This window comes from Peribacillus sp. V2I11, from assembly GCF_030817135.1.
In the GTDB taxonomy this organism is placed as follows: Bacteria; Bacillota; Bacilli; order Bacillales; family DSM-1321; genus Peribacillus; species Peribacillus simplex.
In genome coordinates this window covers 1,039,920-1,063,402 of the sequence record NZ_JAUSYW010000001.1, presented here as the reverse complement: position 1 = coordinate 1,063,402, position 23,483 = coordinate 1,039,920, and the positions used below count along the sequence as shown (strand labels likewise).

The 23,483-nt window shown below is 42.4% G+C and carries 17 protein-coding genes and 1 pseudogene; 10 read left to right on the top strand and 8 right to left on the bottom strand.

Going from position 1 to position 23,483, the window contains the following annotated elements; all coding sequences use genetic code 11:
* Positions 1 to 24 precede the first annotated feature (24 nt).
* From addB to trpB, 3 genes are all read left to right on the top strand, one after another.
* The gene (gene addB / locus QFZ73_RS05135) at positions 25 to 3,522 is read left to right on the top strand and encodes a helicase-exonuclease AddAB subunit AddB (protein ID WP_307263752.1); all 3,498 of its coding nucleotides are present in this window, start codon (positions 25 to 27) and stop codon (positions 3,520 to 3,522) included.
* A complete protein-coding gene (addA, locus tag QFZ73_RS05130; protein ID WP_307263749.1) occupies positions 3,515 to 7,249 on the top strand; it encodes a helicase-exonuclease AddAB subunit AddA in 3,735 nt (1,244 codons plus the stop codon). The genes addB and addA overlap by 8 nt, the downstream gene beginning before the upstream one ends.
* A gap of 128 nt (positions 7,250 to 7,377) precedes the next feature.
* Positions 7,378 to 8,541 (top strand): tryptophan synthase subunit beta, encoded by a 1,164-nt coding sequence (gene trpB / locus QFZ73_RS05125; protein WP_307263744.1) that lies wholly within the window; start codon positions 7,378 to 7,380, stop codon positions 8,539 to 8,541.
* Between the two features lie 45 nt (positions 8,542 to 8,586).
* Here the strand turns inward: trpB and QFZ73_RS05120 are convergent, their stop codons facing one another.
* From QFZ73_RS05120 to QFZ73_RS05095, 6 genes and pseudogenes are all read right to left on the bottom strand, one after another.
* A complete protein-coding gene (locus QFZ73_RS05120) occupies positions 8,587 to 8,805 on the bottom strand; it encodes a spore germination protein (RefSeq protein ID WP_251437024.1) in 219 nt (72 codons plus the stop codon).
* Between the two features lie 21 nt (positions 8,806 to 8,826).
* Complete coding sequence (locus tag QFZ73_RS05115; RefSeq protein WP_251437026.1) at positions 8,827 to 9,210, bottom strand: spore germination protein GerPE; 384 nt, start codon at positions 9,208 to 9,210, stop codon at positions 8,827 to 8,829.
* 5 nt (positions 9,211 to 9,215) lie between these two features.
* Positions 9,216 to 9,395 (bottom strand): spore gernimation protein GerPD, encoded by a 180-nt coding sequence (locus tag QFZ73_RS05110; RefSeq protein WP_251437028.1) that lies wholly within the window; start codon positions 9,393 to 9,395, stop codon positions 9,216 to 9,218.
* Complete coding sequence (gene gerPC, locus QFZ73_RS05105; RefSeq protein ID WP_251437030.1) at positions 9,385 to 9,996, bottom strand: spore germination protein GerPC; 612 nt, start codon at positions 9,994 to 9,996, stop codon at positions 9,385 to 9,387. Before gerPC ends, QFZ73_RS05110 begins: the two co-directional genes overlap by 11 nt.
* Before the next feature lie 83 nt (positions 9,997 to 10,079).
* Entirely contained in the window at positions 10,080 to 10,286 is a 207-nt protein-coding gene (locus tag QFZ73_RS05100; protein ID WP_251437032.1) for a spore germination protein GerPB, read from the bottom strand.
* 22 nt (positions 10,287 to 10,308) lie between these two features.
* Positions 10,309 to 10,531, bottom strand: a pseudogene (locus QFZ73_RS05095) (spore germination protein).
* Between the two features lie 225 nt (positions 10,532 to 10,756).
* On the opposite strand from QFZ73_RS05095, the gene QFZ73_RS05090 reads away from it, so the two are divergent.
* The 4 genes from QFZ73_RS05090 to QFZ73_RS05075 all read left to right on the top strand — a co-directional run bounded on the left by QFZ73_RS05090 (position 10,757) and on the right by QFZ73_RS05075 (position 15,636).
* The gene (locus QFZ73_RS05090) at positions 10,757 to 12,349 is read left to right on the top strand and encodes a long-chain-fatty-acid--CoA ligase (protein WP_307263729.1); all 1,593 of its coding nucleotides are present in this window, start codon (positions 10,757 to 10,759) and stop codon (positions 12,347 to 12,349) included.
* Positions 12,350 to 12,664: 315 nt separating this feature from the next.
* Complete coding sequence (locus QFZ73_RS05085; protein WP_307263726.1) at positions 12,665 to 13,939, top strand: MFS transporter; 1,275 nt, start codon at positions 12,665 to 12,667, stop codon at positions 13,937 to 13,939.
* Between the two features lie 40 nt (positions 13,940 to 13,979).
* The gene (locus QFZ73_RS05080) at positions 13,980 to 15,161 is read left to right on the top strand and encodes a DUF418 domain-containing protein (RefSeq protein ID WP_307263723.1); all 1,182 of its coding nucleotides are present in this window, start codon (positions 13,980 to 13,982) and stop codon (positions 15,159 to 15,161) included.
* A gap of 133 nt (positions 15,162 to 15,294) precedes the next feature.
* A complete protein-coding gene (locus QFZ73_RS05075; protein WP_076367205.1) occupies positions 15,295 to 15,636 on the top strand; it encodes a YisL family protein in 342 nt (113 codons plus the stop codon).
* 56 nt (positions 15,637 to 15,692) lie between these two features.
* On the opposite strand, the gene QFZ73_RS05070 is transcribed toward QFZ73_RS05075, so the two are convergent.
* Positions 15,693 to 16,259 (bottom strand): DUF2777 domain-containing protein, encoded by a 567-nt coding sequence (locus QFZ73_RS05070; protein WP_307263719.1) that lies wholly within the window; start codon positions 16,257 to 16,259, stop codon positions 15,693 to 15,695.
* A 282-nt stretch (positions 16,260 to 16,541) separates the two neighbouring features.
* On the opposite strand from QFZ73_RS05070, the gene asnB reads away from it, so the two are divergent.
* Positions 16,542 to 18,389 carry an asparagine synthase (glutamine-hydrolyzing) gene (asnB, locus tag QFZ73_RS05065; RefSeq protein WP_307263716.1) on the top strand — a complete coding sequence of 616 codons (1,848 nt, stop codon included), beginning with the start codon at positions 16,542 to 16,544 and terminating at the stop codon, positions 18,387 to 18,389.
* Positions 18,390 to 18,432: 43 nt separating this feature from the next.
* On the opposite strand, the gene QFZ73_RS05060 is transcribed toward asnB, so the two are convergent.
* A complete protein-coding gene (locus tag QFZ73_RS05060) occupies positions 18,433 to 20,184 on the bottom strand; it encodes a glycoside hydrolase family 13 protein (RefSeq protein WP_307263713.1) in 1,752 nt (583 codons plus the stop codon).
* A 364-nt stretch (positions 20,185 to 20,548) separates the two neighbouring features.
* Here QFZ73_RS05060 and QFZ73_RS05055 point away from each other — a divergent pair, with 364 nt between their 5' ends.
* On the top strand, positions 20,549 to 21,796 hold the full coding sequence (locus tag QFZ73_RS05055; RefSeq protein WP_307263709.1) for an extracellular solute-binding protein: 1,248 nt from the start codon (positions 20,549 to 20,551) through the stop codon (positions 21,794 to 21,796).
* Between the two features lie 149 nt (positions 21,797 to 21,945).
* Positions 21,946 to 23,481, top strand: a complete 1,536-nt coding sequence (locus QFZ73_RS05050) for an alpha-amylase family glycosyl hydrolase (RefSeq protein WP_251437045.1) — start codon at positions 21,946 to 21,948, stop codon at positions 23,479 to 23,481.
* Positions 23,482 to 23,483 lie beyond the last annotated feature (2 nt).

The window sequence follows — 23,483 nt, the reverse complement described above, 5'->3', positions numbered from 1 at the left end:
TTATGTTATAAGGGGGAAAAAGAGATGTCACTCCGTTTTTTACTGGGAAGATCAGGTGCAGGGAAAACTTCGAATATATTGGACGAAATTCGCTCCAAATTGGCAGAAGATCCCGAAGGAAATCCAATTATCTACCTGGTTCCTGATCAGATGACGTTTCTATCTGAATATAAATTAATTAAAACACCAGGCCTTGCCGGAATGATCCGGACACAGGTTTTCAGTTTTAGCAGGCTTGCTTGGCGCGTTCTTCAGGAAACCGGGGGGATGAGCCGGCTACATTTGGACAGTGTTGGCGTTAATATGTTGATACGGAAGATCATGGATGATAAAAAGGAAGAGTTAAAGATGTTTCGTCGATCTGCTGATAAGCTGGGGTTCATTGCACAGATGGAGCTAATGCTGGCTGAGTTCAAGCAGTATTGCATCCAACCTGATGACATTCAAAACTATTTGGACGAAACCTCACAGGCCGGCAGCGGCATTCAGGATAAACTGCATGATCTTGAATTGGTCTATCAGGCTTTTGAGGATGAAATGGTTAACAAATATTTAGATTCCGAAGATTATTTCACTTTGCTGATCGAAAAAATGTCAGAGTCTTCATATATAAGGAATGCGGATATATATATCGATGGTTTTTATAGCTTGACTCCACAGGAATTATTGGTTGTGGAAGAAATGATGAAGCTGTGCAGGAGTGTAACGATCTCGCTTACGTTAGATCAGCCCTACAGACAATATGCTCCGGATGATTTGCAATTGTTCAGGCAAACAGGAAATCTTTATCATCACCTTTATCAGGCTGGATTGAGGAATGGCATACCGATTTCAGAAGATCGAATCTTAAAAGGAACGGAAAGGTTTGGAAAGAGTCCGGGGCTGAATCATCTGGAAACTTATTTTGCCATTCGTCCTGCACAAGCGTTTGAGCAGTCACCTGATGTAACGATCGCCCAGGCAGTTAACCGCAGAGCTGAGATTGAAGGTGTTGCCCGGGACATCTTGTCGCTGGTCAGACAGAAACAGCACCGTTTCCGTGATATTGCGATTTTAGTCCGTAATGGAGAAGCATACGCAGATATTTTACAAACCGTTTTTCGGGATTATCAAATTCCCTTATTCGTCGATTCCAAACGGACGATGCTGAACCATCCTCTGATTGAACTGATTCGTTCCACTTTGGAGATCATCAATGGCTATTGGCGTTATGAGCCGGTATTTCGTGCAATCAAGACCGAGCTTCTATTTCCGCTGCAAAAAAACCACGATAGGATGCGTGAACAGGTAGATAAGTTGGAAAACTATGTGCTGGCCCGTGGCATTAAAGGAAGCAGGTGGACGTCCAAAGATCGTTGGACCTATCGGCGCTTCCGCGGACTGGAACTCGAGGACCGGAACCAAACTGATAAGGAAATGCGGCTTGAGCAAGAGTTGAATGAGATGAAGCAATTATTTACCGAGCCCATCTTGAAGCTCTCAAAACGTGTTAAAAAGGCTGCTAATGGCAGGGAATTGTGTGAAGCCCTTTATCTATATCTTGAAGAATTGCATGTACCGGAAAAATTGGAAAAGCTGAAACAAGAGGCAGAAGAAGCAGGTGATTTGGTATCGGCAAGAGAGCATGAGCAAACATGGAATGCGGTTGTCGACCTATTAGACCAATTCGTTGAACTGCTGAGCGGGGAAGAGCTTTCCATGAAACAGTTTGCCTTAATCATTGAAGCTGGTCTGGAGTCTCTTGAATTTTCTTTGGTACCGCCGGCAATTGACCAAGTATTGGTCGCTAATCTAGATTTATCCCGCCTGGATGATGTGAAGACAGCTTTTGTTATCGGCCTGAACGAAGGGGTTCTGCCAGGAAAAGCTGTATCTGACGGGATATTTTCAGATAGTGATCGTGAGGTGCTGCTGGCTGGTGGACTTGATGTTGCCCCAAGTTCAAAAGTGCGCCTGCTGGATGAGGAGTTTACAGCGTACAAAGCATTTACTACGCCTGCCGAGGCCCTTTATTTATCATATCCGCTTGCCGATGAGGAAGGAAAGGCACTTTTACCCTCATCCTATTTGAAACGGGTAAGGGACGTATTGCCTAACGTTTCCGATGTGTATTATATGAACGATCCGTCCGATCTGTCTGCTGAGGAACAGGTGAAATATGCTGCAAATCATGATGTGGCCCTATCGTACCTGGCTGCCCAATTGCAGCTGAAAAAAAGGAACTATCCAATCCATTCACTATGGTGGGATGTATATAATGCCATTATTGATGATGAAATGGCCGGTCCTTCCGCAACTAAGGTTTTATCGAGCCTTTTTTATCAAAATAGGACAAAGAAATTATCTGAGGAAACAAGTAAGCAATTATACGGTGAGAGCATTCTTACAAGTGTATCCCGGATGGAAATGTTCAATAGCTGCCCGTTTTCCCATTATGCCGCACATGGCTTGAAATTGCGGGAACGGCAAATTTTCCGTTTGGATGCACCGGATATAGGCGAGATGTTCCATGGAGCGTTGAAAATGATTTCCGATTACTTAAAGGAACATGATATTCCTTGGTCTACATTGACCTCTGAACAATGCTTGGAGTTGGCCAGAATTGCTGTGGAGAGACTTGCTCCTAAACTCCAAAATCAGATTTTGTTAAGTACGAACCGCCATCACTATTTACGCAGGAAACTGGAACACGTGATTGGACGGGCCTCGATCGTATTAAGTGAACATGCAAAGGTGAGCGGTTTTGCTCCAATCGGATTAGAACTTGGATTCGGAAAAAATGGCGAGCTGCCTCCACTTTCTTTCACATTGAAAAACGGTACGAAGATGGAATTGATCGGGCGGATCGACCGCGTGGATAAAGCGGAAGAAGATGAGGGTGTCTATTTGCGTGTGCTCGATTATAAGTCGAGTGAAAAGGAGCTGAACATGAGTGAAGTATATTATGGACTCGCGCTCCAAATGTTGACATACCTTGATATCGTCGTCACCCATTCCAAGTCGCTTATTGGAAAAGAAGCGATTCCAGCCGGCGTTTTGTATTTTCATGTGCATAATCCCGTTGTCAAATCAAAGGGAATGCTCAGTTTGGATAAAATTGAAGAAGAAATTTATAAAAGTTTTAAAATGAATGGACTTGTACTGGATCATTCAAATGTCATTCAAATGATGGATACCTCGCTTGATATTGAAAATTCGGGTAAGTCGGATATCATCCCAGCTGGATTTAAAAAGGACGGATCGCTCCTGGCGGCTTCCAAGGTTGCCAGCAGGGAAGAGTTTTCGCTTCTGAATCATCATGTGCGCCGTATTTATCAGGAGGCTGGTGATCGAATGGTCGATGGTGATGTGGATATAACGCCATACAAATTAAAGGAAAAAACGCCGTGTACCTTCTGTTCCTTTAAATCTGTATGCCAATTCGACCAGTCACTGGAGGAGAACCAATTCAGGAATTTGGCACAGAAGAAACAGAATGACGTTCTTGAGCTATTAAGGGGAGAGGGGGAGAGTGATGGGTAAAACGAAAATTCCAGCTCTGCCAGGAGACGTGACTTGGACGGAAGATCAATGGAAGGCGATATGGGCTAAAGATCAGGACATTCTGGTTGCGGCCGCTGCAGGTTCAGGGAAAACAGCGGTGCTGGTCAATCGGATCATTCAAAAAGTCATTTCGGAAGAAGATCCAATCGATGTTGATGAACTGCTCGTGGTTACATTCACCAATGCCTCGGCTGCCGAGATGCGCCATCGGGTAAGTGAGGCATTAGAAAAAGCGATCAATGATAATCCGCATTCACAGCATTTGCGTAAGCAGTTGAGCTTGATTAATCGTGCTTCGATTTCCACACTTCATTCCTTTTGTTTAGAGGTCATCAGGAAGTATTATTATCTGACGGATATCGATCCGGGCTTCCGGATTGCAGATTCTACGGAGATCCAGCTGCTCCGTGATGAAGTGATGGAAGAGCTTTTCGAGGAGCAGTATGGCCAAAGTGATAATGAAGAGTTCTTTAATTTGGTTGATGCTTTCACAAGCGATCGAAACGATGATGCACTTCAGAATATAGTTCGATCGCTTCATGATTTTTCGCAATCGAATCCTGACCCGGACCGGTGGCTCGATGGTGCCGCTAGCATGTATGAGCTGGCAGATGATGATGGGATTGATGACCTTTCGTTTATCGATTCATTGAAGTTCGATATTGGTTTACAATTGGACACTGCCAGGGATTTATTGGAACGCTCGCTTGCGTTGACAAAAGTCCCTGGGGGGCCGGCACCAAGGGCTGAGAACTATATCGCCGATCTTGCCATGGTTGCTAAACTTTCGGAAGTGAAGGACCAATCCTGGAATGCTCTTTATAAAGAAATCCAAAACGTGAAATTTGGAACGGCAAAACGCCTTACTGGTGCAGATTTTATCAAAGAAGTTACGGATGAGGCTACCAAGTACCGGGATAAGGCGAAGAAGATCATCAAATCGTTACAAGAAGAGTTATTTTCCCGTAAACCGGAAAGCTATCTTCGGGATATAAGGGACCTCAAGGGTTATGTCGATACACTAGTAATGCTTGTTAAAAGGTTTGATGATCGATTCTTCGCTGCAAAAGCAGAAAAGAACTTGGTGGATTTCGCGGATTTGGAACATTATTGTCTTCGGATTTTGACAGGGGAAACTGTGGATGGTGAACGAAAACCATCAGCAGCAGCCGCCGAATACAGGAACCAGTTCAAAGAAGTACTTGTAGATGAGTATCAGGACACGAACCTGGTTCAGGAATCCATCTTAAAACTGGTGACGGCTGACGGCGAATATAATGGGAATCTTTTCATGGTAGGCGATGTCAAACAGTCCATTTACCGGTTCAGGCTTGCGGAACCGAATCTCTTCCTTGGAAAATACACACGTTTTACCCATGATGGTGTTGATTCCGGACTGAAAATTGATTTAAACCGCAATTTCCGGAGCCGAAAGGAAGTTCTCGATGGGACCAATTTCTTGTTTCAACAGTTGATGGGCATTACAGTCGGTGAGATTGATTATGATGAAGATGCCCAATTGAAAAAAGGTGCCCCATATCCCGAAGACGATCCAAACCCGATCGAACTCCATTTAATTGATGGAACAGCCGATCCGGAAGCTCATTCGGAAGCGGAAGGATCGGATGGTGGGTTTGAGGCCGAGGAGCTTGAAAAAGCGCAGCTCGAAGCAAGGCAGATGGCAAAGCTCATTAAAAACGCTATAAGCGAAAAGCATCGGATATATGATACGAAAACTAATAAGTACCGCTCTGCCACTTATCGAGACATGGTCATTCTTCTTCGTTCGATGCCATGGGCACCGCAAATCATGGAGGAATTTAAAAAGCAGGGAATTCCAGTCTATGCCAACTTGTCGACTGGGTATTTTGAAGCGACCGAAGTGGCCATCATGATTTCCTTATTGAAGGTGATTGATAACCCGCAACAGGATATCCCATTGGCTTCCGTTCTCCGTTCACCTATCGTCGGACTGGATGAAGAAGAGATGTCACAGGTGCGTTTATTCCATACAGGGAGCTACTACGAAGCGCTAGCTGATTTTTATAGAAAGAGTGATCCGGAAGAACATCCGGGGCTTTATGAAAAAGCCGCAGCTTTTTATAAAAAACTAGTGAAGTGGAGGAAGCTTGCCAGGCAGGAGGCATTATCAGATTTGATTTGGCTTCTGTACCGCGAAACGCAGTTTTATGATTTTGCAGGTGGGATGCCGGGTGGCAAACAGCGTCAGGCCAATTTAAGAGCGCTGTATGACAGGGCAAGGCAATATGAAGCAAGTTCTTTCCGCGGTCTGTTCCGTTTCCTGCGGTTCATAGAAAGGATGCAAGAACGTGGAGATGATTTAGGGGCAGCTCGGGCTTTAGGGGAACAGGAAGATGTAGTCCGGCTGATGACGATTCACTCCTCAAAGGGGCTTGAGTTCCCGATCGTTTTCATTGCCGGTCTTTCCAAGCAATTCAATATGATGGATTTACGCAAGCCCTATTTACTGGATAAGGATTATGGCTTTGCGGCAAAGTATGTGAATTCCGAATTACGGATAACTTATCCATCCCTCCCTCAATTGGCTTTTAAGAAAAAAAAGCAGCTTGAATTAATTGCTGAGGAGATGCGTGTCCTCTACGTGGCGCTTACAAGGGCAAAGGAAAAGCTTTATTTGATTGCCAGTATCAATGATGCAGAAAAAACGCAGCAGAACTGGGAAAGTAATGCGGCACATGGAGATTGGCTATTAAAGGACTATGTACGGGCAGGTGCAAAAAGTTATCTTGATTGGATTGGTCCATCCCTTGTCCGACATCGGGATTCTCTTGGTGCTGCTGGTCAAGGCTTGGAAATGGAGTCGCATCCATCGAATTGGTCGATTTCCGTCATTCCAAGTGAAGAGCTTGCTGTTCTGGATGAGGAAGAGGCATTAGTTCAAGAGCAAATACTTGATCATGTCCAGAAATCGGAGAAGGTCGGTATCGTTTCCGAATTTTATGATGAAATCAAGGAACAGCTAGAATGGGAGTACCCCGAACATGAGGCGACGGTGTATCGTTCCAAGCAATCCGTTTCTGAACTAAAGCGTCAATATGAACTCAAGGACGAGCAAAGCTCCACAGAGTTGTTACGTAAATTTAAGCGTCCTATCACGAAGCGGCCTACTTTCATGCAAGAAAAGTCACTGACTCCTGCTGAAAGGGGTACGATTACACATTTAGTCATGCAGCATATTGATCTTTCTAAGGAGATTACCATTCAATCGATTCAGGAATTGATGGTTGACTTGATTCAACGAGAGTTGTTGACGGAGGAACAGAAAGAAGCTGTGGATCCGGAGACGATCGTCGATTTCTTTGACAGTGAAATCGGGCAAAGGATGCAGAGGGCCGAGAGCATTCGCCGTGAAGTGCCATTTACGATGTCGTTGCCTGCAAAGGAAGCATACAGCGATTGGGCAGCTGGAGATGAGGAGATCCTTATCCAAGGTGTGATTGATTGTATCTTTGAGGATGAACAAGGTCTTGTGCTTCTAGATTATAAAACGGATACAATCACCGGCCGTTTTGCTAGCGGGTATGAAGGGGCTAAAGAGATTCTTGCCGATCGATACCGGATGCAGCTTCAGCTCTATACGAGGGCTGTTGAAGGAATAATGAATAAGAAGGTGACCGGCCGTTACTTGTTTTTCTTTGACGGCTCGCATTTATTGGAAGTATAAGAGAGAAGGAGTGTCCCATTGATTTGGGACGCTCTTTTTGGTTAAATAAACAGAATAGTTTGAAAAGGTATAAATGCTTACTATATACTAGTGGAGAAAAATACCTTTTTAAAGGAGTAGAGAAGAGTATGACGAGTGAGATCAAGAGCAAGGGATACTTTGGTGAGTTCGGTGGAAGCTTTGTCCCGGGTGAACTTCAGGAAGTTATGGATATTTTAGAAACGGAATTCCTGAAATATAAGGATGACCCGGAATTCATTGAGGAGTTTCAATATTATCTGAAAGAATATGTCGGACGCGAAAACCCGTTAACACTTGCAAAGAATTTAACGAAAAAGGTTGACGGGGCAAAAATATACTTGAAGCGTGAAGATCTGAATCATACAGGTGCTCACAAAATTAATAATGCGATTGGACAAATCCTACTCGCTAAACGGATGGGTGCCAAACGCATCATCGCAGAAACTGGGGCAGGACAGCATGGTGTGGCGACTGCGACAGCATGTGCGATGTTTGACATGGAGTGTGTGATCTATATGGGTAAGCTGGATACGGAGAGACAGGCATTGAATGTCTTTCGGATGGAATTGTTGGGGGCAAAAGTCGTAGCGGTCGAAAAGGGACAGGGTCGATTGAAGGATGCTGTTGATGAGGCATTGAATGATTTGGTGCAAAACTATGAAAATACTTTTTACTTGCTTGGTTCAGCAGTGGGACCACACCCATATCCAACGATCGTTAAGCATTTCCAATCAATCATAAGTGAAGAATCAAAGCGCCAGATCCTTGAAAAGGAAGGAAAACTGCCGACTGCCATCATTGCTTGTGCAGGAGGGGGAAGTAATGCGATTGGGGCTTTTGCTCATTATATCGATGAAGAAAATGTCCGTTTAATTGGTGTAGAGCCAATTGAGGCCCCGAGTATTTCGCAAGGCGTCCCGGCAGTATTGCACGGATTCAAAAGTTTGACGTTAGTAGATGAACAAGGGGAACCCAAGCCTACTTTTTCCATCGCAGCCGGTTTGGATTACCCAAGTGTGGGACCCGAGCACAGTTTTTTGAAAGATAGCGGACGAGCGGAATATGTGACGGTAAAAGGGGAAGAAGCTCTTGAGGCTTTTCAGGTATTATCCAAGACAGAGGGGATCATTCCAGCTCTCGAAAGCTCACATGCTCTAGCTCACGCCATGAAGCTGGCAAAAGAGTTATCAAGAGAGGATATACTGATCGTTAATTTATCAGGCAGAGGTGACAAAGACGTCGAGCAAGTATTTAACATGATAGAAAAATAGGCCGAAATTAAAAGCCTCCCTGGAAATGGGAGGCTTTTAATTGGATTAATTATTCCCTGTAATGGGCTGGTCGACCCCATTGATATCAAGGACATTGCTTCCGTTCAGACCATTAGCCGTGAAGGTGATTGCAGCTGTGTTCCCTGAACCGGATCCGTAAACGGATTTGGAGGAAGACTTAGGGGAAATGACGGCGCAATCACCGAATAATAGGTTTCCTTGAGAGACATTAAATACTTGAACTGGGCCGATAATGGCGGGCATATGAACCCCTCCTTTAAAAGTTTAAGTGTTGTCTGTTGAATCTTTAGGAACCTCCCGAATATGTTTCACTCTTGATTCCATACGTGCATGGCCTACGTTCCCCACAGCAACCACAGATGATGATGATATACCGATTATATTGATATTGCCGACCCGTATGAAGGGATTCGGATTTGAAAACCGTGATATGACGAATTCATTCAATCTTGGGATATAAAGTGGTTTCTTAAAAATGTCATAGTCTTCGAAATGAACATCGACTGAATCGAAAGTTTCACTTTTCTTCTGAACGGCTATAGCCAGGGCATTTCCATCTATATATGAAGCATCCCCGATTTGCAGGGTGGAGCTGAATGATACCGTGTCGGATAATAAAGATTTTACTTTTGATATTCTAGAAAACATGTTATTTATCCTTCTGGAGAAAGCGGCACGAATGACCCGATGATAAGGGATTCCGGCGGGGTATCGAATGCGGAAGAAAGTTGGACCGTTTGGACATCCCCAATTAGAAATAAGGCAGAGCTTGCTACACCGGTAATTTTAATATCACCTACACAAAGCTGGTGATTGATTACATTAAACTCCATTTGGATTTCCTCCTGTCTCGGCTTGTGAATGGGTAATGAATTGTAATAATGCAGTTTGAATATCGGATTTTACCTTCTCCCTGACCTTTTCCTTGACATTATCCCGTTGCTGCGGTGCACGTTCCGCGTAAGAAAGATTATCGAAATACATATTGATCCGTTGATGAAGCTGGCGTTCGACATCCTGTTTAATGAAGTCATGATAAGAGGGCTCCAATGATATTTTCAGCTGGGTTTCTGCATCGTGGATCATATTTTCCAAGTCTGAAAGTATATCGTTGTGAATTTCCTGGACGACGATTTCCCTGCCTGGAAATAGGTTTGGTGCTGGGTGAACGGGTTGGTTGTTGACGGCAAATTCGTCAATGTTGTTAAGGTCATTGGGATTTAAACCGATATTCAATGTTCCATCTAAAGATTCGACCTTTAACTGATCGAATTTATATTCAATTTTATCTACATGGATTGGCGGTTTACTTTTCAGCTCAGCAAGTTCATCTGTCAGGCGTTTGAGTTCGTGTTCAAGTTTCATGATCCGTTTATCCTGGGCTTCAAGAAAACGCTGCATTTGTATGGAATATGAATATAGATCCTGATTCACGATTCAACACCTCACCTTCACAATAAGTTAATTTCATATATGACAGTATATGAAAAAGTTAGATGTAGGTGAATGCCTATGAACTAGGAGGGTGTAAATGGGACGAAACTGGTTAATGGGGTTACATCAGCTTCAATTTGTGGAGCAGGCTCAGTGAATCCTCCGGTATTGGCTAATGTGGAATATGGTTTAATCACCCCGGCACTTCCTATTTGAAAAACGGATGAATTGGAGATGCTTTCAATTTTTATCATATTGATTTGTATGGTCTGGTGAATATTGAAGATCATGCTGACTCCTTTCTTAAAAACATTAGAGATTTAAGACCAGTGGCTGATCAACACCATCTGTATCATTTGTATTTGTGGTGCTATAGGCATTATAAAGGGATATGGATTCACCCGTATATAAACGAGCCAGCACCTGCAAACGTTTTTGAAGTGGAATATGGACTAATTTTAAAGACGTCACCAATATGGACAATTCCACTGCTACCGACGTTGATGACTTGAACGATTCCTACGATGGCCGGCAAGAAAATCACCCTTTTTTCATTCTGGTTTTCCCCTTGAATCTCAGGCCATGAGCCTATCATTGAAGGGAGTTTCAATGTATTGTATGTTGACTCATGATTGATGTGATTCATCTGCCTATTAATATGTTGTTATATAACAATGACTTAATATTATTGAAATAATGGTAACAGATATGGTAATATAATACTAATTCAGAATTTTCAAATAAAATAAGAGGTGAGGAAATGAACGTACCATTAGTATTATCGCATTTCTTAGATCGAGCAGCCTTACTATATGGCGATAAGAAAGCCATCATTGGAGATGACAAGGTATTAACCTACTCAGAGTTGAACGGCCGTGTAAACCAGCTTTCAAATGGTTTAAGGGATCTTGGAGTCAAAAAGGGTGATAAGGTGGCATATTTGGCACCTAACTCAATTGAAATGCTTGAAGGCTTTTATGGGGTATTTCAACTTGGGGCAGTAATCGTTCCATTGAATATCCGTTTGAAGCCTGCCGATTATGTATTCATTTTGAACCATAGCGAGTCAAAGGTCCTATTCGTAGATCAGGAAATGTATCATCTAATTTCCCCTGTCAAGGATGAACTTGAATCAGTGGAGCACATAATCGTTCATTATAAAGATGAAGAGATAAATGAAACCGATTACAACCATTGGCTGGAACCTTATGATAACATGAGCTTTAACCGGGAGTCAGTGGATGAAAATGATGTTTCGAGCCTCCTTTATACTAGCGGGACCACAGGGAATCCCAAAGGGGTGATGCTGACTCACCGCAACAACTATTTACATGCCCTGGGTGCGATGCATCATTTCAGGGTCAATGACCGCGATACATATTTGCATGTACTGCCGATGTTCCACGTGAATGGGTGGGGTGCCCCATTTTATTATACGGCAAATGGTGCCACTCAAGTTTGTTTGAGGAAAACCAGCCCCGAAAGGATATTTAATGCACTACAAAAGCATAAGGTTTCCATAATGCATATGGCACCAACGGTTCTGAATTCCCTGTTTCAATATTATGAACGGAATGTTCCGAACATCGAGCAGGATATCCGAATCGTTGTTGCGGGTTCGGCACCGCCTCCTGCATTCGTTACAAGGGTGGAAAAAGAGTTAGGCTGGGAATTCATTCAAATTTACGGAATGACTGAATCAACACCGGTTAGCCTGATATCGCTGATTCGTTCTGAATTCGATGATCTTTCGGAAAAAGAAAAATACAGAATGAAGGCGAAAGCCGGATATCCCATCATAGGCAGTGAGGTAAAGGTTATCCATGACAATGGTGAGGAAGTTGCCCGTGATGGCGTGGATATCGGGGAGCTAATCGTCCGCAGTCATGGAGTGATGTTAGGTTATTGGAAAAATGAAGAAGCGACCAGCCAGACACTGAAAAATGGATGGCTGCATACTGGGGATATGGCCACAATCGATGAAAATGGTAATGTTGATATCGTTGACCGCAAAAAGGATATAATCATTAGTGGCGGAGAAAATATCTCTTCCATAGAAGTGGAGGGAATACTCTACGAACATCCGGACATTCTTGAAGCGGCAGTCATTGCCGTTCCACATGAAAAGTGGGGAGAGACGCCGCATGCCTTCATTGTGCCAAAAATGGGCGTGGAATTAACGGAGGATGATATAAAGGCCTTCACAAGGGAAAAATTAGCTCATTTCAAATCAGTTACCAGTGTGTCGTTCGTCGATGAGCTTCCAAAAACGGCATCGGGGAAAATACAAAAAATCCATCTTCGTAATGATTACTGGGAATCTAAGGGGAAAACAGGCAGATTCGTTAATTGATGCTCGCTAACGCTGTTCAGAAATGATCAGCGTTTCTTTCTGTTTGCCCTTAAAATTCGGTTAAATATAAAGTTATGAAGATATCGCCCCAGATGAAATGAAGAGAGAGGGCGAAATGTTTCCATTCTTAAATAAGCCACAGTAACTCATGCCATTGTTGGATAAGGGATGGTCATTCAAGAGCATTGAAATTTGTTTCGATAAAAGGCTTCCAGTTTAACGATAAAGTGTTACTATTATAAAATATTTCAAATTATTATAATTTTTCTTTTTCATCATGTTGATTCTAAGAGTTTTGGATTGTGGGGGAGAGCATTGAAACGTATTCATTATAGCTGGGTTATTTTAATCATAACATTCTTCTCGATCATTGTAGCCGGAATCGTTAGGTCGTCTTCGGGAGTATTCATCGTACCCTTTGAAAATGAGTTCGGGTGGGACCGGTCCGTCATTTCGTTAGCCTTCGCCATAAGTCTTTTTCTTTATGGATTATCGGGCCCATTCATGGCCGCTCTAATTGAAGTGCTTGGATTGAAGAAAATGATGGTATTGGCCATGTCCACTTTATTGGCAGGGATTTTCCTCACTTTTTTCATGGAGCATGAGTGGCAGCTCATTCTAATTTGGGGAATTATCATTGGATTGGGTTCTGGAGTGTTTTTAACGGTATTGAGCCCATATGTGGCAAATCGTTGGTTCGAGAAGAGGCGGGGGCTGGCGGTTGGGATACTAACGGCAAGTACGGCCACAGGTCAGCTCATTTTACTTCCGGTATTAGCCATCATCATTGAGAATTACTCGTGGAGATGGGCGATTGGATTAATTTTGGCACTTAGCTTGATCATGCTGGCTATCATCCTTTTATTCATGAAAAACAATCCGAAGGAAGTAGGCACTCTTCCATATGGATTAGAAGAAGAAAGTCAGGGGGCTGTTACAGTCCAAAAGAAGAACCCTATCGCCATGGCTTTTCAGTCGTTGATTGAAGCAGTGAGAGTGAAGGAATTCTGGTTATTGGCAGGAAGCTTTTTTATATGCGGACTTTCAACGAGTGGGTTGATCGGCACACATTTCATTTCTTACTGCATTAGTTATGGTTTACCGGTCGTGACGGCAGCATCTCTGCTATCTTTCATGGGAATCTTTGATTTGATTGGTACGACTGTATCCGGGTGGTTATCAGATCGTTTTGATAACCGTTGGCTGTTGTTTTGGTATTACGCTCTCAGGGGTGCTTCCCTCGTAGTACTTCCATTTGCGCTAAATGAAGGCTCAATCGGTCTATTGATCATCTTCTCCGTTTTTTATGGCTTGGATTGGATAGCCACCGTTCCTCCGACCATAAGCATTTCAAGGCAAGTCTTTGGCATGGAGAAAAGCGGGATTGTATACGGTTGGATTTTCGCAGCCCATCAGGTGGGTGCAGCAGTGGCGGCGTACGGAGGAGGGCTTATCTTCAAAATATTCAACTCCTATACATGGGCATTCTTCCTTGCAGGAATCTTTTGCTTATTGGGCAGCTTGTTTGTCATACTGATAAAAAAGCAAAAAGCGGTCACGAAGGTTAAAGATGATGCAATGGAGTTATAGAAATGATGTTAAATCTGTATGGATGAAAGAGGGTGTACCTATGAAGGGCACGATGGTTCCATTGCAGGAAAGTAAACGGATCGTAAGCATCGACATTTTACGTGGATTAGCCATTTTAGGGATTTTTTTAGTGAATATGCCTTCTTTCCACTCTCCTCTCTTGTACATAGATGGTGCCGGGCGTTGGTCCGGAGGATGGGACAGGGTTTTGTACAGGTTCAGTGATATTGCCGCACAGGCCAGCTTTTATCCGTTATTTGCCTTTCTGTTCGGTTTCGGGGCAATCATATTAGCTATAAGGAGTGAAGAAAAGGGTATTTCATTTCCTTTACTATATATGAAAAGGCTAAGTTTCCTGCTGATACTTGGATGCATTCATGCTTTTTTCATCTGGCATGGGGACATCCTCATAAATTATGCTGTATTTGGGTTTGCCTTTTTATTTTTTTATAGAATGAAGGGCAGGAATTTAATTCTGCTAGGCTCGGTTTGTTATGTCCTGCCTTTTGCGATATTGGGTTCGCTATTTCTTATAATGGGCATTTTTGATAGGGAAGGGATGGCAATTACGACTGATTCGGCAATGGTGAAACAGTCTTTGGAAGTTTATCAATCTGGTACATTTACTGAAATAATGAGTCAAAGGGCACTAGATTGGTATATGGTGAACAACCCTTTTAATGCCATTATCCTTTTTTTATCGATTTTTCCGTTTTTTTTAATTGGTGCAGGCGTTGCAAAACAAGGCTTTCTCCAAAAGCCAACTCAATATAAACGACAATTGAAAGCGATATCGATTGTAAGCTTGCTGGTGGGCATGTCGATTAAGATTCTGCCATATGTGACGGTATACCACTTTGGTACGATATTCGTGCAGGATTATTTGGGAGGACCGTTACTTACGATTTTTTATATCACGGCAATCGTGCTTTTGGCGGAACAGGCCGGGGCTTCCCGCCTGTTATACCCGCTTTCGTATATCGGAAGGATGTCGATGAGCAATTACTTGTTCCAATCGATGGTATGTACGGCCATTTTTTATTCATATGGCCTTGGTTTATATGGATCAGTCTCTTATACCACAGGATTTGTTTTCTTAATAGCCCTGTTTTGCCTGCAAATTCTGTTTTCCTTATTGTGGATGGGGCTGTTTAAATACGGACCGGTTGAATATATATGGCGTTTTGTTACATATGGTAAAAAGCCGGTTATACGCCGGTGAGGACCAGTTAAGAAAAAATGTAAATGATGTTCATTAAATTGTTGATTTTACCCATTCAGGTGGATCCTTAGTTTTGTTTTTTTGTAAAAGCCTATGATATGATGATATGGAAACTGAACGAGGGGGCAAAAAAATGACACATATGCATATTACGGCTTGGGTTATCGGAATCATTCTTTTCTTTGTCACATATTCGATGCTTAAAGGTGGAAATCCAAAAGCGAAAATGCTACATATGATAACACGGTTGTTCTATCTATTGATTTTCCTTACTGGCGGTATGCTGATCACCGATTTTGGTGCTTACGCAGTAAAAATGATTGTTGGAATCATCGTGATTGCGGCGATGGAAATGGTGCTGGTCCGTACGAAAAAAGGAAAAAGCACAAGTGCCATGTGGATATTGTTCATCGTAGCGCTTGTATTCGTCCTTTATTTAGGGCTTTCGCTGCCACAAGGAATGGACTTTTTTTAATACAGAATGAAAACGGGTAAATGAGGAAATCTCATTTACCCGTTTTCTTTTACCCGTTATTGTGAATTCACTTTCTCAATGACGATCCTTTTTCCAGTGTTCAGGGTGAATTCAAAACGATCGTGATCCTTTTTCCCATAAGAAAAGTGGTGCTGAACGAGACAAATTTGGCTCTCGTTATCAAAGGTGAAGAAATTCACGCCGGACTGGTTAGGGACGGCCCTTAAAAAAGTGAGCTGGTTATAGCTATATATACAATCATAAATAGAAAAATCAAGTGAATTCAATGTCGTTACAAATTGGAAAAAGGAATCGTCGTTCAATTCTTCCAATAAACGTTCAAAAGAGTAGAGCAGTTTTTTGCGTATCCGAATGGGCTCATTTTCCCTTAAGAAGGTGATTTCCCGGTGAAGCAGGATTTTTCCCTCTTCCTCAACTACACCTTGCTGCCAGCGCCCACCCCTGTAGACTTCAATGGTGCTATCAACGTGGTCTTCAATGGAGCAGGCCTCATCTGTTTCATCATCGAAAAAAATCCATTGTTGATTGATATTTTCCACTGTTCCTTCGGTAAAAGCTCTTGTTTGCCTGTTCATTAACTTGGTTCGTTGTTGCTGACTCATACATATACCTCCAATAGTGGAATCCTCACCTACTTTTTAGTCAAAATCCAATGAAAATATAACTGTATATTTTAAAATATTATGGACAAATAACCATCTTTCCGTCTTTGCATAGGCTATGTTTAAACACGGGATGCTTTGCTCAACAATTCATTAACAACGCCGGGCGTTGGCAGGGGATCCTACGGAATGATGCTGATCGATACTTAGGGACTGTAAATCTTTTTAAGACAGGGAGCCAATATATTTTTGATGGTCCGGATAGAAAGGATGAAGTGTAAAATGTGTGGAATAACAGGCTGGGTGCATTTTCAAAAAGATTTACGGACAAAAACGAAAACGCTGGAAAACATGACAAAAACGTTGGCAAAGCGGGGGCCAGACGAAGGAAATGTTTGGAGCGAAGCCCATGTTGCCTTTGGTCATAAACGGTTAACGGTTGTCGATGCGGAAGGCGGAAAACAGCCGATGACGAAAAATCACAAAAACGGCAGATATACGCTTTGTTATAATGGTGAGCTATATAACACCGAGGATATTCGTAAACAGCTATTATTAAAAGGATATTCCTTTAACGGTCATTCTGATACAGAAGTTTTGCTAACTTCTTATATAGAATGGAAAGAAAAATGCATTGACTTGTTCAATGGGATTTTTGCGTTTGCGATTTGGGATGAAAAGGAACAGAAATTATTCGTTGGAAGAGATCGCATGGGGGTAAAACCATTCTTTTACGCGGAAAGGGACGGTGGGTTCATTTTCGGATCGGAGCTGAAGGCGATTCTGGCCCATCCGGATGTTAAAACGGAGATTGACCGCGAAGGGTTGTCTGAGGTTTTTGGTGTTGGTCCATCCCGAAAGCCAGGTTCAGGCATATTTCATAATATCCAGGAATTGAGGCCTGCCCATGCGCTTACCTTATCAAGGAACGGCCTCCGGATTTGGAGATATTGGAATGTGAAAAGCGAAGAACATCGGGATACGCTTGATGAGACGGCCGAGAAGGTTCGCTTCCTTGTCGAAGATGCAGTGACACGGCAACTTGTATCAGATGTTCCACTTTGTACCTTCTTATCAGGAGGGCTTGACTCAAGCGCGATAACGGCCATTGCTGCAAATGCCTATCAAAAAGAAGGGAAAGGCCAGCTTCATACGTATTCCATTGATTATGAGGATAATGAGCGCTATTTTAAGGCAAATGATTTTCAGCCTAACTCTGATGGGTATTGGATTAAAAAGATGTCGGATAGTTTTAACACGGTTCACCATTCATCGATCATCACTCAAGAGCAGTTGACGGATTATTTAACAGAAGCTGTCCTTGTAAGGGACCTCCCAGGCATGGCGGATGTCGATTCTTCTTTACTTTGGTTTTGTAAGGAAATCAAGCGGGATTTCGTCGTAGGCCTGTCCGGCGAATGTGCGGACGAAATTTTTGGAGGTTATCCTTGGTTTCATCGTGAGGATGATTTGAATCGTGCTGGTTTTCCATGGATGAGATCGACCGGGGAGCGGGTATCTTTATTGAAAACGGGATGGCGCGAGAAATTGAAGCTGGAGGAATATGCGCTGGAAGCCTATTTGACCACCCTTGCCGAAACGCCTAAATTGGAAGGGGAAAACGGTGTAGCAGCAAAGCGGAGAGAGCTTTTCTATGTGAATTTATTATGGTTCATGACGACGCTCCTTGACCGGAAGGACCGGATGAGTATGGGTGCAAGTCTAGAGGTGCGCGTGCCATTTGCCGATCATCGCCTTGTTGAATATGCATGGAACATTCCTTGGGAAATGAAAATGGAAGGCAACCGTGAAAAGGGTATTTTAAGGAAGGCTTTGGAGGGGCTATTACCGGATGAAGTATTGTATCGTAAAAAAAGTCCTTATCCAAAAACCCATAACCCTATATATACAGACCGTGTGCAGGCGTGGTTGAAAGACTTACTGACGGATAAAAATTCGGTCCTGCATGAGTTTTTCGATAAACAGAAGCTAACCGATATAGTAGATTCCAAGGGTGCCGCTTTTAAAGTGCCGTGGTTCGGGCAATTGATGTCAGGTCCACAGTTGCTCGCTCACTTGGCACAAACCCATGTATGGTTCAAAGAATATGATATCCAAATAATCGATTGAAAAAAACGGGGCGGATGATTTTCATTGCCCCGTTTTCATTGCCTCAATGATTGAATGCGAGAATTTTATATTGATAACCACCCAAATCAAATTTACCTTCCTGTGTGGTTTCTTTTGTTCTTAAATCCGTTAGTGTACTTCCTTTCAAATCAAAAGGGAGGGTAAAGGAGTGCTGGACATCCGTCGGATTGATGATGATCACGACAGAACGTTTTCCATTATACTTTTGGTAGGCCACGATATTTTCATTTCCGGCTGTATCAAGGAATTTGAACTTTCCGTCATTGGCAAGTAATCGTTCTTCTTTTCGCAAGAGAATCAATGCCTTAATTTCATTGAAAAGCTCGGTATTTTGTTTTTCTTCTTCCCAGACCATGCATTTTCGGCACCCTGGATCCATGCCTCCGGTTAAGCCAATTTCATCCCCATAGTATATACAAGGGCTGCCATTGAATGTCAGCAGGATTGCGTGGATGAGCTTGGCCCGAGCTAGATCTTCCCCGCAATCCGTGAAAATCCGCGGTGTATCATGGCTTCCAAGAAGATTGAATGTCACGTCAAAAACATTGGTGGGATAACTGTGATAGATGGCTGTCATTTCTTCTCTGAACTCGCGTGCATTGATGGTTTGTGAAGCGACCAAGCGAAAAACTTGGTTGGTAAAAGGGTAATTCATGACCGCATCGAACTGATCGCCGCGAAGCCATGGCATCGAGTCATGCCAAATTTCCCCAAGAATATAAAGGTCAGGCTTTATCTTTTTCACAGTTGTTCGAAATTCACGCCAGAATGGCTGATCGACCTCATTTGCCACATCGAGCCGCCAGGCGTCTATATCGAACTCCTTGATCCAATAAGCCGAGACTTCGAGCAGATATTCTTTCACCTCCGGATTCGCCGTATTCAATTTTGGCATCGATTCAAAAAAACCGAATGTTTCATAATTGGGCCTTTCCCCTCCCTTAAGAGGGAAGCTGTGTGGGTGGAACCAATCCTTATATTTCGATTTCTCTCCTTTTTCGAGTAAATCCTGAAAAGGGGGGAAATAGTAGCCGCTATGGTTAAAAACGGCATCCAGCATGACCCGTATATTCCGTTTGTGGCATTCGGTTATTAGTGTTTTCAATGTTTCCTTCGTTCCGAATTGCGGATCGATACTCCGGTAATCAATCGTATCGTATTTATGATTGGAGTAGGCATGGAAGATTGGCGTGAAATAAATTCCGTTGATGCCGAGATTCTCTAGGTAATCCAAATGTTCAATGATTCCTTCGAAGTCCCCGCCAAAAAAATTATCCACGGCCGGATCTTCACTTCCCCAAGGTTTCACACCTTCCGGATCGTTGTCGGGGTTTCCGTTCGCGAATCGTTCAGGGAAAATTTGGTACCAAATTGTATCTTTTACCCATTCCGGTGCCCCGAAAACTTCATTTTGATGTAGAAAGGGAATTGCGAAATAGCTTCCGGGATCTCGGGGGGGTTCTTTAAAGAAGCCCTTTTCCGTGTAAATGGCACTTTCATCTTCTGAGGATACCTTGAACCCATATCTAATTCTTCGGTAGGGAGGCTTCACATAAATATGCCAATAATCATAACGGTTATCGCTGCCTGACAAACTCATCGGAAGTTCTTCGTACTGCCATTGACCATTATCTGAAATGTATGGATCCCCGAAAATCAATCCAACTGAGGAGATATCTTGTTTTTTCGTACGTAGGCGGATATGTAGGGTTTCAGTGTTGATGGGATAGCTGTAATTGTCATTAGGTCTATGGTGTATGGATGAAAATTCCATTGAAAACCACTCCAATTCTATAAGTATTTGAGGATGTGAAAAAGGAAACTTCCGGCTGTTTATTAGGGGGTTCTATGCAGTTGTACTAAGCCGTGTTTAAGTTTTTTTTCAATATGGTTATATACCCAATTCCAATTGAAAGAAGCACTTATTAACTAAAAAATAACAAAAAGTGTTCATCACTACAAGGAAATAAATACGTCGAGGAAAATGTTGTAAAAAATCAAAGCCGTTCATATAATGATAACAATAGCCTTGGTATCGCTTTCATTAAGGGGCTTTATTTGAATGACTGAACTGAAAAACAGTATTATTTGATGCTTTTGGACATGATAGAATAAACATTTTAAAAAGGAGAATGAAAGTGAAGAAGCTGATTTTTCATTTGTTCATGTCCATATTTTTGATCGTTAGTGTAAGTGCTTGCGGATCCAGTTCAGATTTGGAAAATAAAGTAGTGAAAGAAAATAAGAAAAAAGAAGAAGCCAGCAATGAAGCGAAGCCGGAAAAATTGATCATTTGGGAGGAAAAAGGTAAAGCGGAGGCCCTGAAGCCGATGATTGAAGCTTTTGAAAAAGAATATGGAATCAAAGTGGAGCCTGAAGAGCTAGAAATAGCTAGCGAAATGTATGAGCGGCTTCGTCGTGATGGGCCAATCGGAAATGGAAAGGCCCCGGATGTCGTAACTTTTTCTCATGAAAAAGTCGGGCAAATCGTGAAGGAAGGCCTAATTCAGGAAGTGAAGGTGAATGATGAAGTATTAAATGCCTTCATTGAACCTTCAATTAGGGGAGAAATATATCAAGATAAGGTATTTGGATTGCCAAAATCCGTAACCACTTCCGTTTTCATTTATAATAAAAAATTGATGGCTAAGGCTCCTGAGACGATGAATGACCTATATAAAATGGCGGGGAAGTTAAGAAAGGGTAACGTGAATGGTTACTATGCCAATTGGAATGATTTCCATGATTCGTATGGAGTAATGGCTGGAATGGGAGGTTATATATTTAAAGATAAGAATGGAAAACTAGACCCTTCTGACATTGGTTTGAATAATAAGGGTGCTATAAAAGGGGCTGCCTACATCCAAAAATGGTATAGGGCGGGCTTGATTCCTAAAGGCGACAAGGCATCGATCGAGAAGTTGTTCATACAGGGGAGTTTGGCTTCTTTCATGAGTGACGGGACCTCATTTACCGAGCGAAAGGATACAGGCACAGCACCCATGCCCAAATTGCCCAATGGCCAGCCAATGAAAACGTTAATGAAAATCAAAGGCTGGCATGTAACAGCATTCACAAAACATCCTTATTGGTCTACGAAGTTAGTTGAACATTTGACTAATGATGATAATGCAATGAAACGTTATGAAATAACAGGGGAAATCCCTCCTAATAAATCAATCAAACACAATGCCGCAATCAATGAAAATGAAAGGGCACAAGCCTTAAGCATACAATTACAATACGCTGAACCAGTGCCGAATATTCCGGAAATGAATAAGGTATGGGGACCGATGAATTCAGCCATGGATGAAATAACCATTCAAAAAGCAAAACCAAAAAGGGCCTTGGATAAAGCGGTCAAGACGATAAAAAAGGAACGTTAATCGTGTTCTGCCTTTTCCAATTCTGTGACCATAACCAGTATCCCCAATTTGTCCCTTTAGTGTAAAGTTTTTTATAAATTGGATTTGACGTTAAGGGGTCAAAAGGCTAATCTTAAAGGCGTAAAGAGATAGCTAGGAGGAGAGCGGATATGAGAAAAAGAGTGTTATCACTCGCTTTAATTCCGTTGCTTCTTTTTTACGCCATTCCAGTAGGAGCAGCTGAAAAAGAACAACGAACTTGGAAGGATGAAATCGTATATTCATTATTGGTCGACAGATTTTTCGATGGGAATATTCAAAATAATGGAGATGCGAACGTGAATGACCCTTCCACGTTTAATGGTGGGGATTTCGAAGGTGTCACGAAGAAGTTGAATTATTTAAAAGATATGGGTTATACCGCTATCATCCTTTCACCGATTTTCGCTAATGATGAAAATGGCTATCATGGCGATTGGGTGGCCGATTTTTATAAAACGGATAAACACTACGGGACTATTAAAGAGTTTAAAAAGCTCGTGAATGAGGCACATAAACGCGATATGAAAGTGATCATTGATTTCCAAGCAAATAATGTGGGTCCTGACTCCACTTGGCTGACCGATCCAAAAAAACAAGATTGGTTCCATGAAGAAAAAAAGATTTCGAAGGACGGTAACCAGACGGATTTGGAAACAGGCTGGGTCGATGGTCTTCCCGATTTGAATCAAAATAATGAGGAAACACGGAAATATTTACTTGATGCAGCCAAATGGTGGATAACGGAAACCGATATTGATGGATACCGTATAAATAAAGTCCAATACGTAGCGAAGGATTTTTGGAAGGAATTTGTAGATGCAGTCAAATCTGAAAAATCAAATTTCTATACAATCGGCGATATACAAGGTGATGCCGATTTGATTTCAAGCTACAAGAAGACCGGTATCGATGCTTTTATGGCTTATCCGCAAAATGCTGAGCTACGGGAAGCATTTGCCGCACCCGATAAAGAATTGAAACCTGTTTTTAATGCGTTTGCGAAAAGTGAAGATGAACTAGGGGGCGATGCCCATCAGGCATTGTTCATGGATACACAGGGAATGCCCCGTTTTACAAAGGATGCAGCCGATCATAACGAAAACCCAGGTTCCAGATGGAGAATGGCGCTGTCGTATCTATATACGATGCCAGGAGTGCCAATCGTATTTTATGGATCGGAAATTGCCTTAAATGGCGATATTGCCCCGGATAATCATAAGTTGATGAATTTTAAGACAGAACAGGAATTGGTGGAATATATAACAAAGCTTTCTGATCTCAGAGATATGTACCCGGCATTGGTAAAAGGGGATATGGAGCTTTTATATGAAAAAGGTGGAACTTCGGTATTCAAGCGTGTTTATGGTGATGAAACGATTGTCGTCGCCATGAACAATACGACTGAAACCCAAACGATAAACCTAACTGATAAGGAACTTGAAAGTAATAAAGAGTTGAGAGGTATGCTGAATGGGGATCTGGTCCGCAGTAAGGACAACAGTTACTCTATCGTAATCGACAGGGAGACGACAGAAGTTTACACGCTATCACCTAAGTCGATTATTAATATTCCTTACCTGTTAGTTATAGGATTGGTTCTTCTTATTTTTGGTATATTCATTGCTTTGGTTATTAAGCGTTCGAAACGGAACCAACCAAAATAATC

Bases quoted from the DNA above. Each gene is read 5' to 3' on its own strand.
- addB (WP_307263752.1), top strand. From the start codon at position 25: ATGTCACTCCGTTTTTTACTGGGAAGATCAGGTGCAGGGAAAACTTCG.
- addA (WP_307263749.1), top strand. From the start codon at position 3,515: ATGGGTAAAACGAAAATTCCAGCTCTGCCAGGAGACGTGACTTGGACG.
- trpB (WP_307263744.1), top strand. From the start codon at position 7,378: ATGACGAGTGAGATCAAGAGCAAGGGATACTTTGGTGAGTTCGGTGGA.
- QFZ73_RS05120 (WP_251437024.1), bottom strand. From the start codon at position 8,805: ATGCCCGCCATTATCGGCCCAGTTCAAGTATTTAATGTCTCTCAAGGA.
- QFZ73_RS05115 (WP_251437026.1), bottom strand. From the start codon at position 9,210: ATGTTTTCTAGAATATCAAAAGTAAAATCTTTATTATCCGACACGGTA.
- QFZ73_RS05110 (WP_251437028.1), bottom strand. From the start codon at position 9,395: ATGGAGTTTAATGTAATCAATCACCAGCTTTGTGTAGGTGATATTAAA.
- QFZ73_RS05100 (WP_251437032.1), bottom strand. From the start codon at position 10,286: ATGATCTTCAATATTCACCAGACCATACAAATCAATATGATAAAAATT.
- QFZ73_RS05090 (WP_307263729.1), top strand. From the start codon at position 10,757: ATGAACGTACCATTAGTATTATCGCATTTCTTAGATCGAGCAGCCTTA.
- QFZ73_RS05080 (WP_307263723.1), top strand. From the start codon at position 13,980: ATGAAGGGCACGATGGTTCCATTGCAGGAAAGTAAACGGATCGTAAGC.
- QFZ73_RS05075 (WP_076367205.1), top strand. From the start codon at position 15,295: ATGACACATATGCATATTACGGCTTGGGTTATCGGAATCATTCTTTTC.
- QFZ73_RS05070 (WP_307263719.1), bottom strand. From the start codon at position 16,259: ATGAGTCAGCAACAACGAACCAAGTTAATGAACAGGCAAACAAGAGCT.
- asnB (WP_307263716.1), top strand. From the start codon at position 16,542: ATGTGTGGAATAACAGGCTGGGTGCATTTTCAAAAAGATTTACGGACA.
- QFZ73_RS05060 (WP_307263713.1), bottom strand. From the start codon at position 20,184: ATGGAATTTTCATCCATACACCATAGACCTAATGACAATTACAGCTAT.
- QFZ73_RS05050 (WP_251437045.1), top strand. From the start codon at position 21,946: ATGAGAAAAAGAGTGTTATCACTCGCTTTAATTCCGTTGCTTCTTTTT.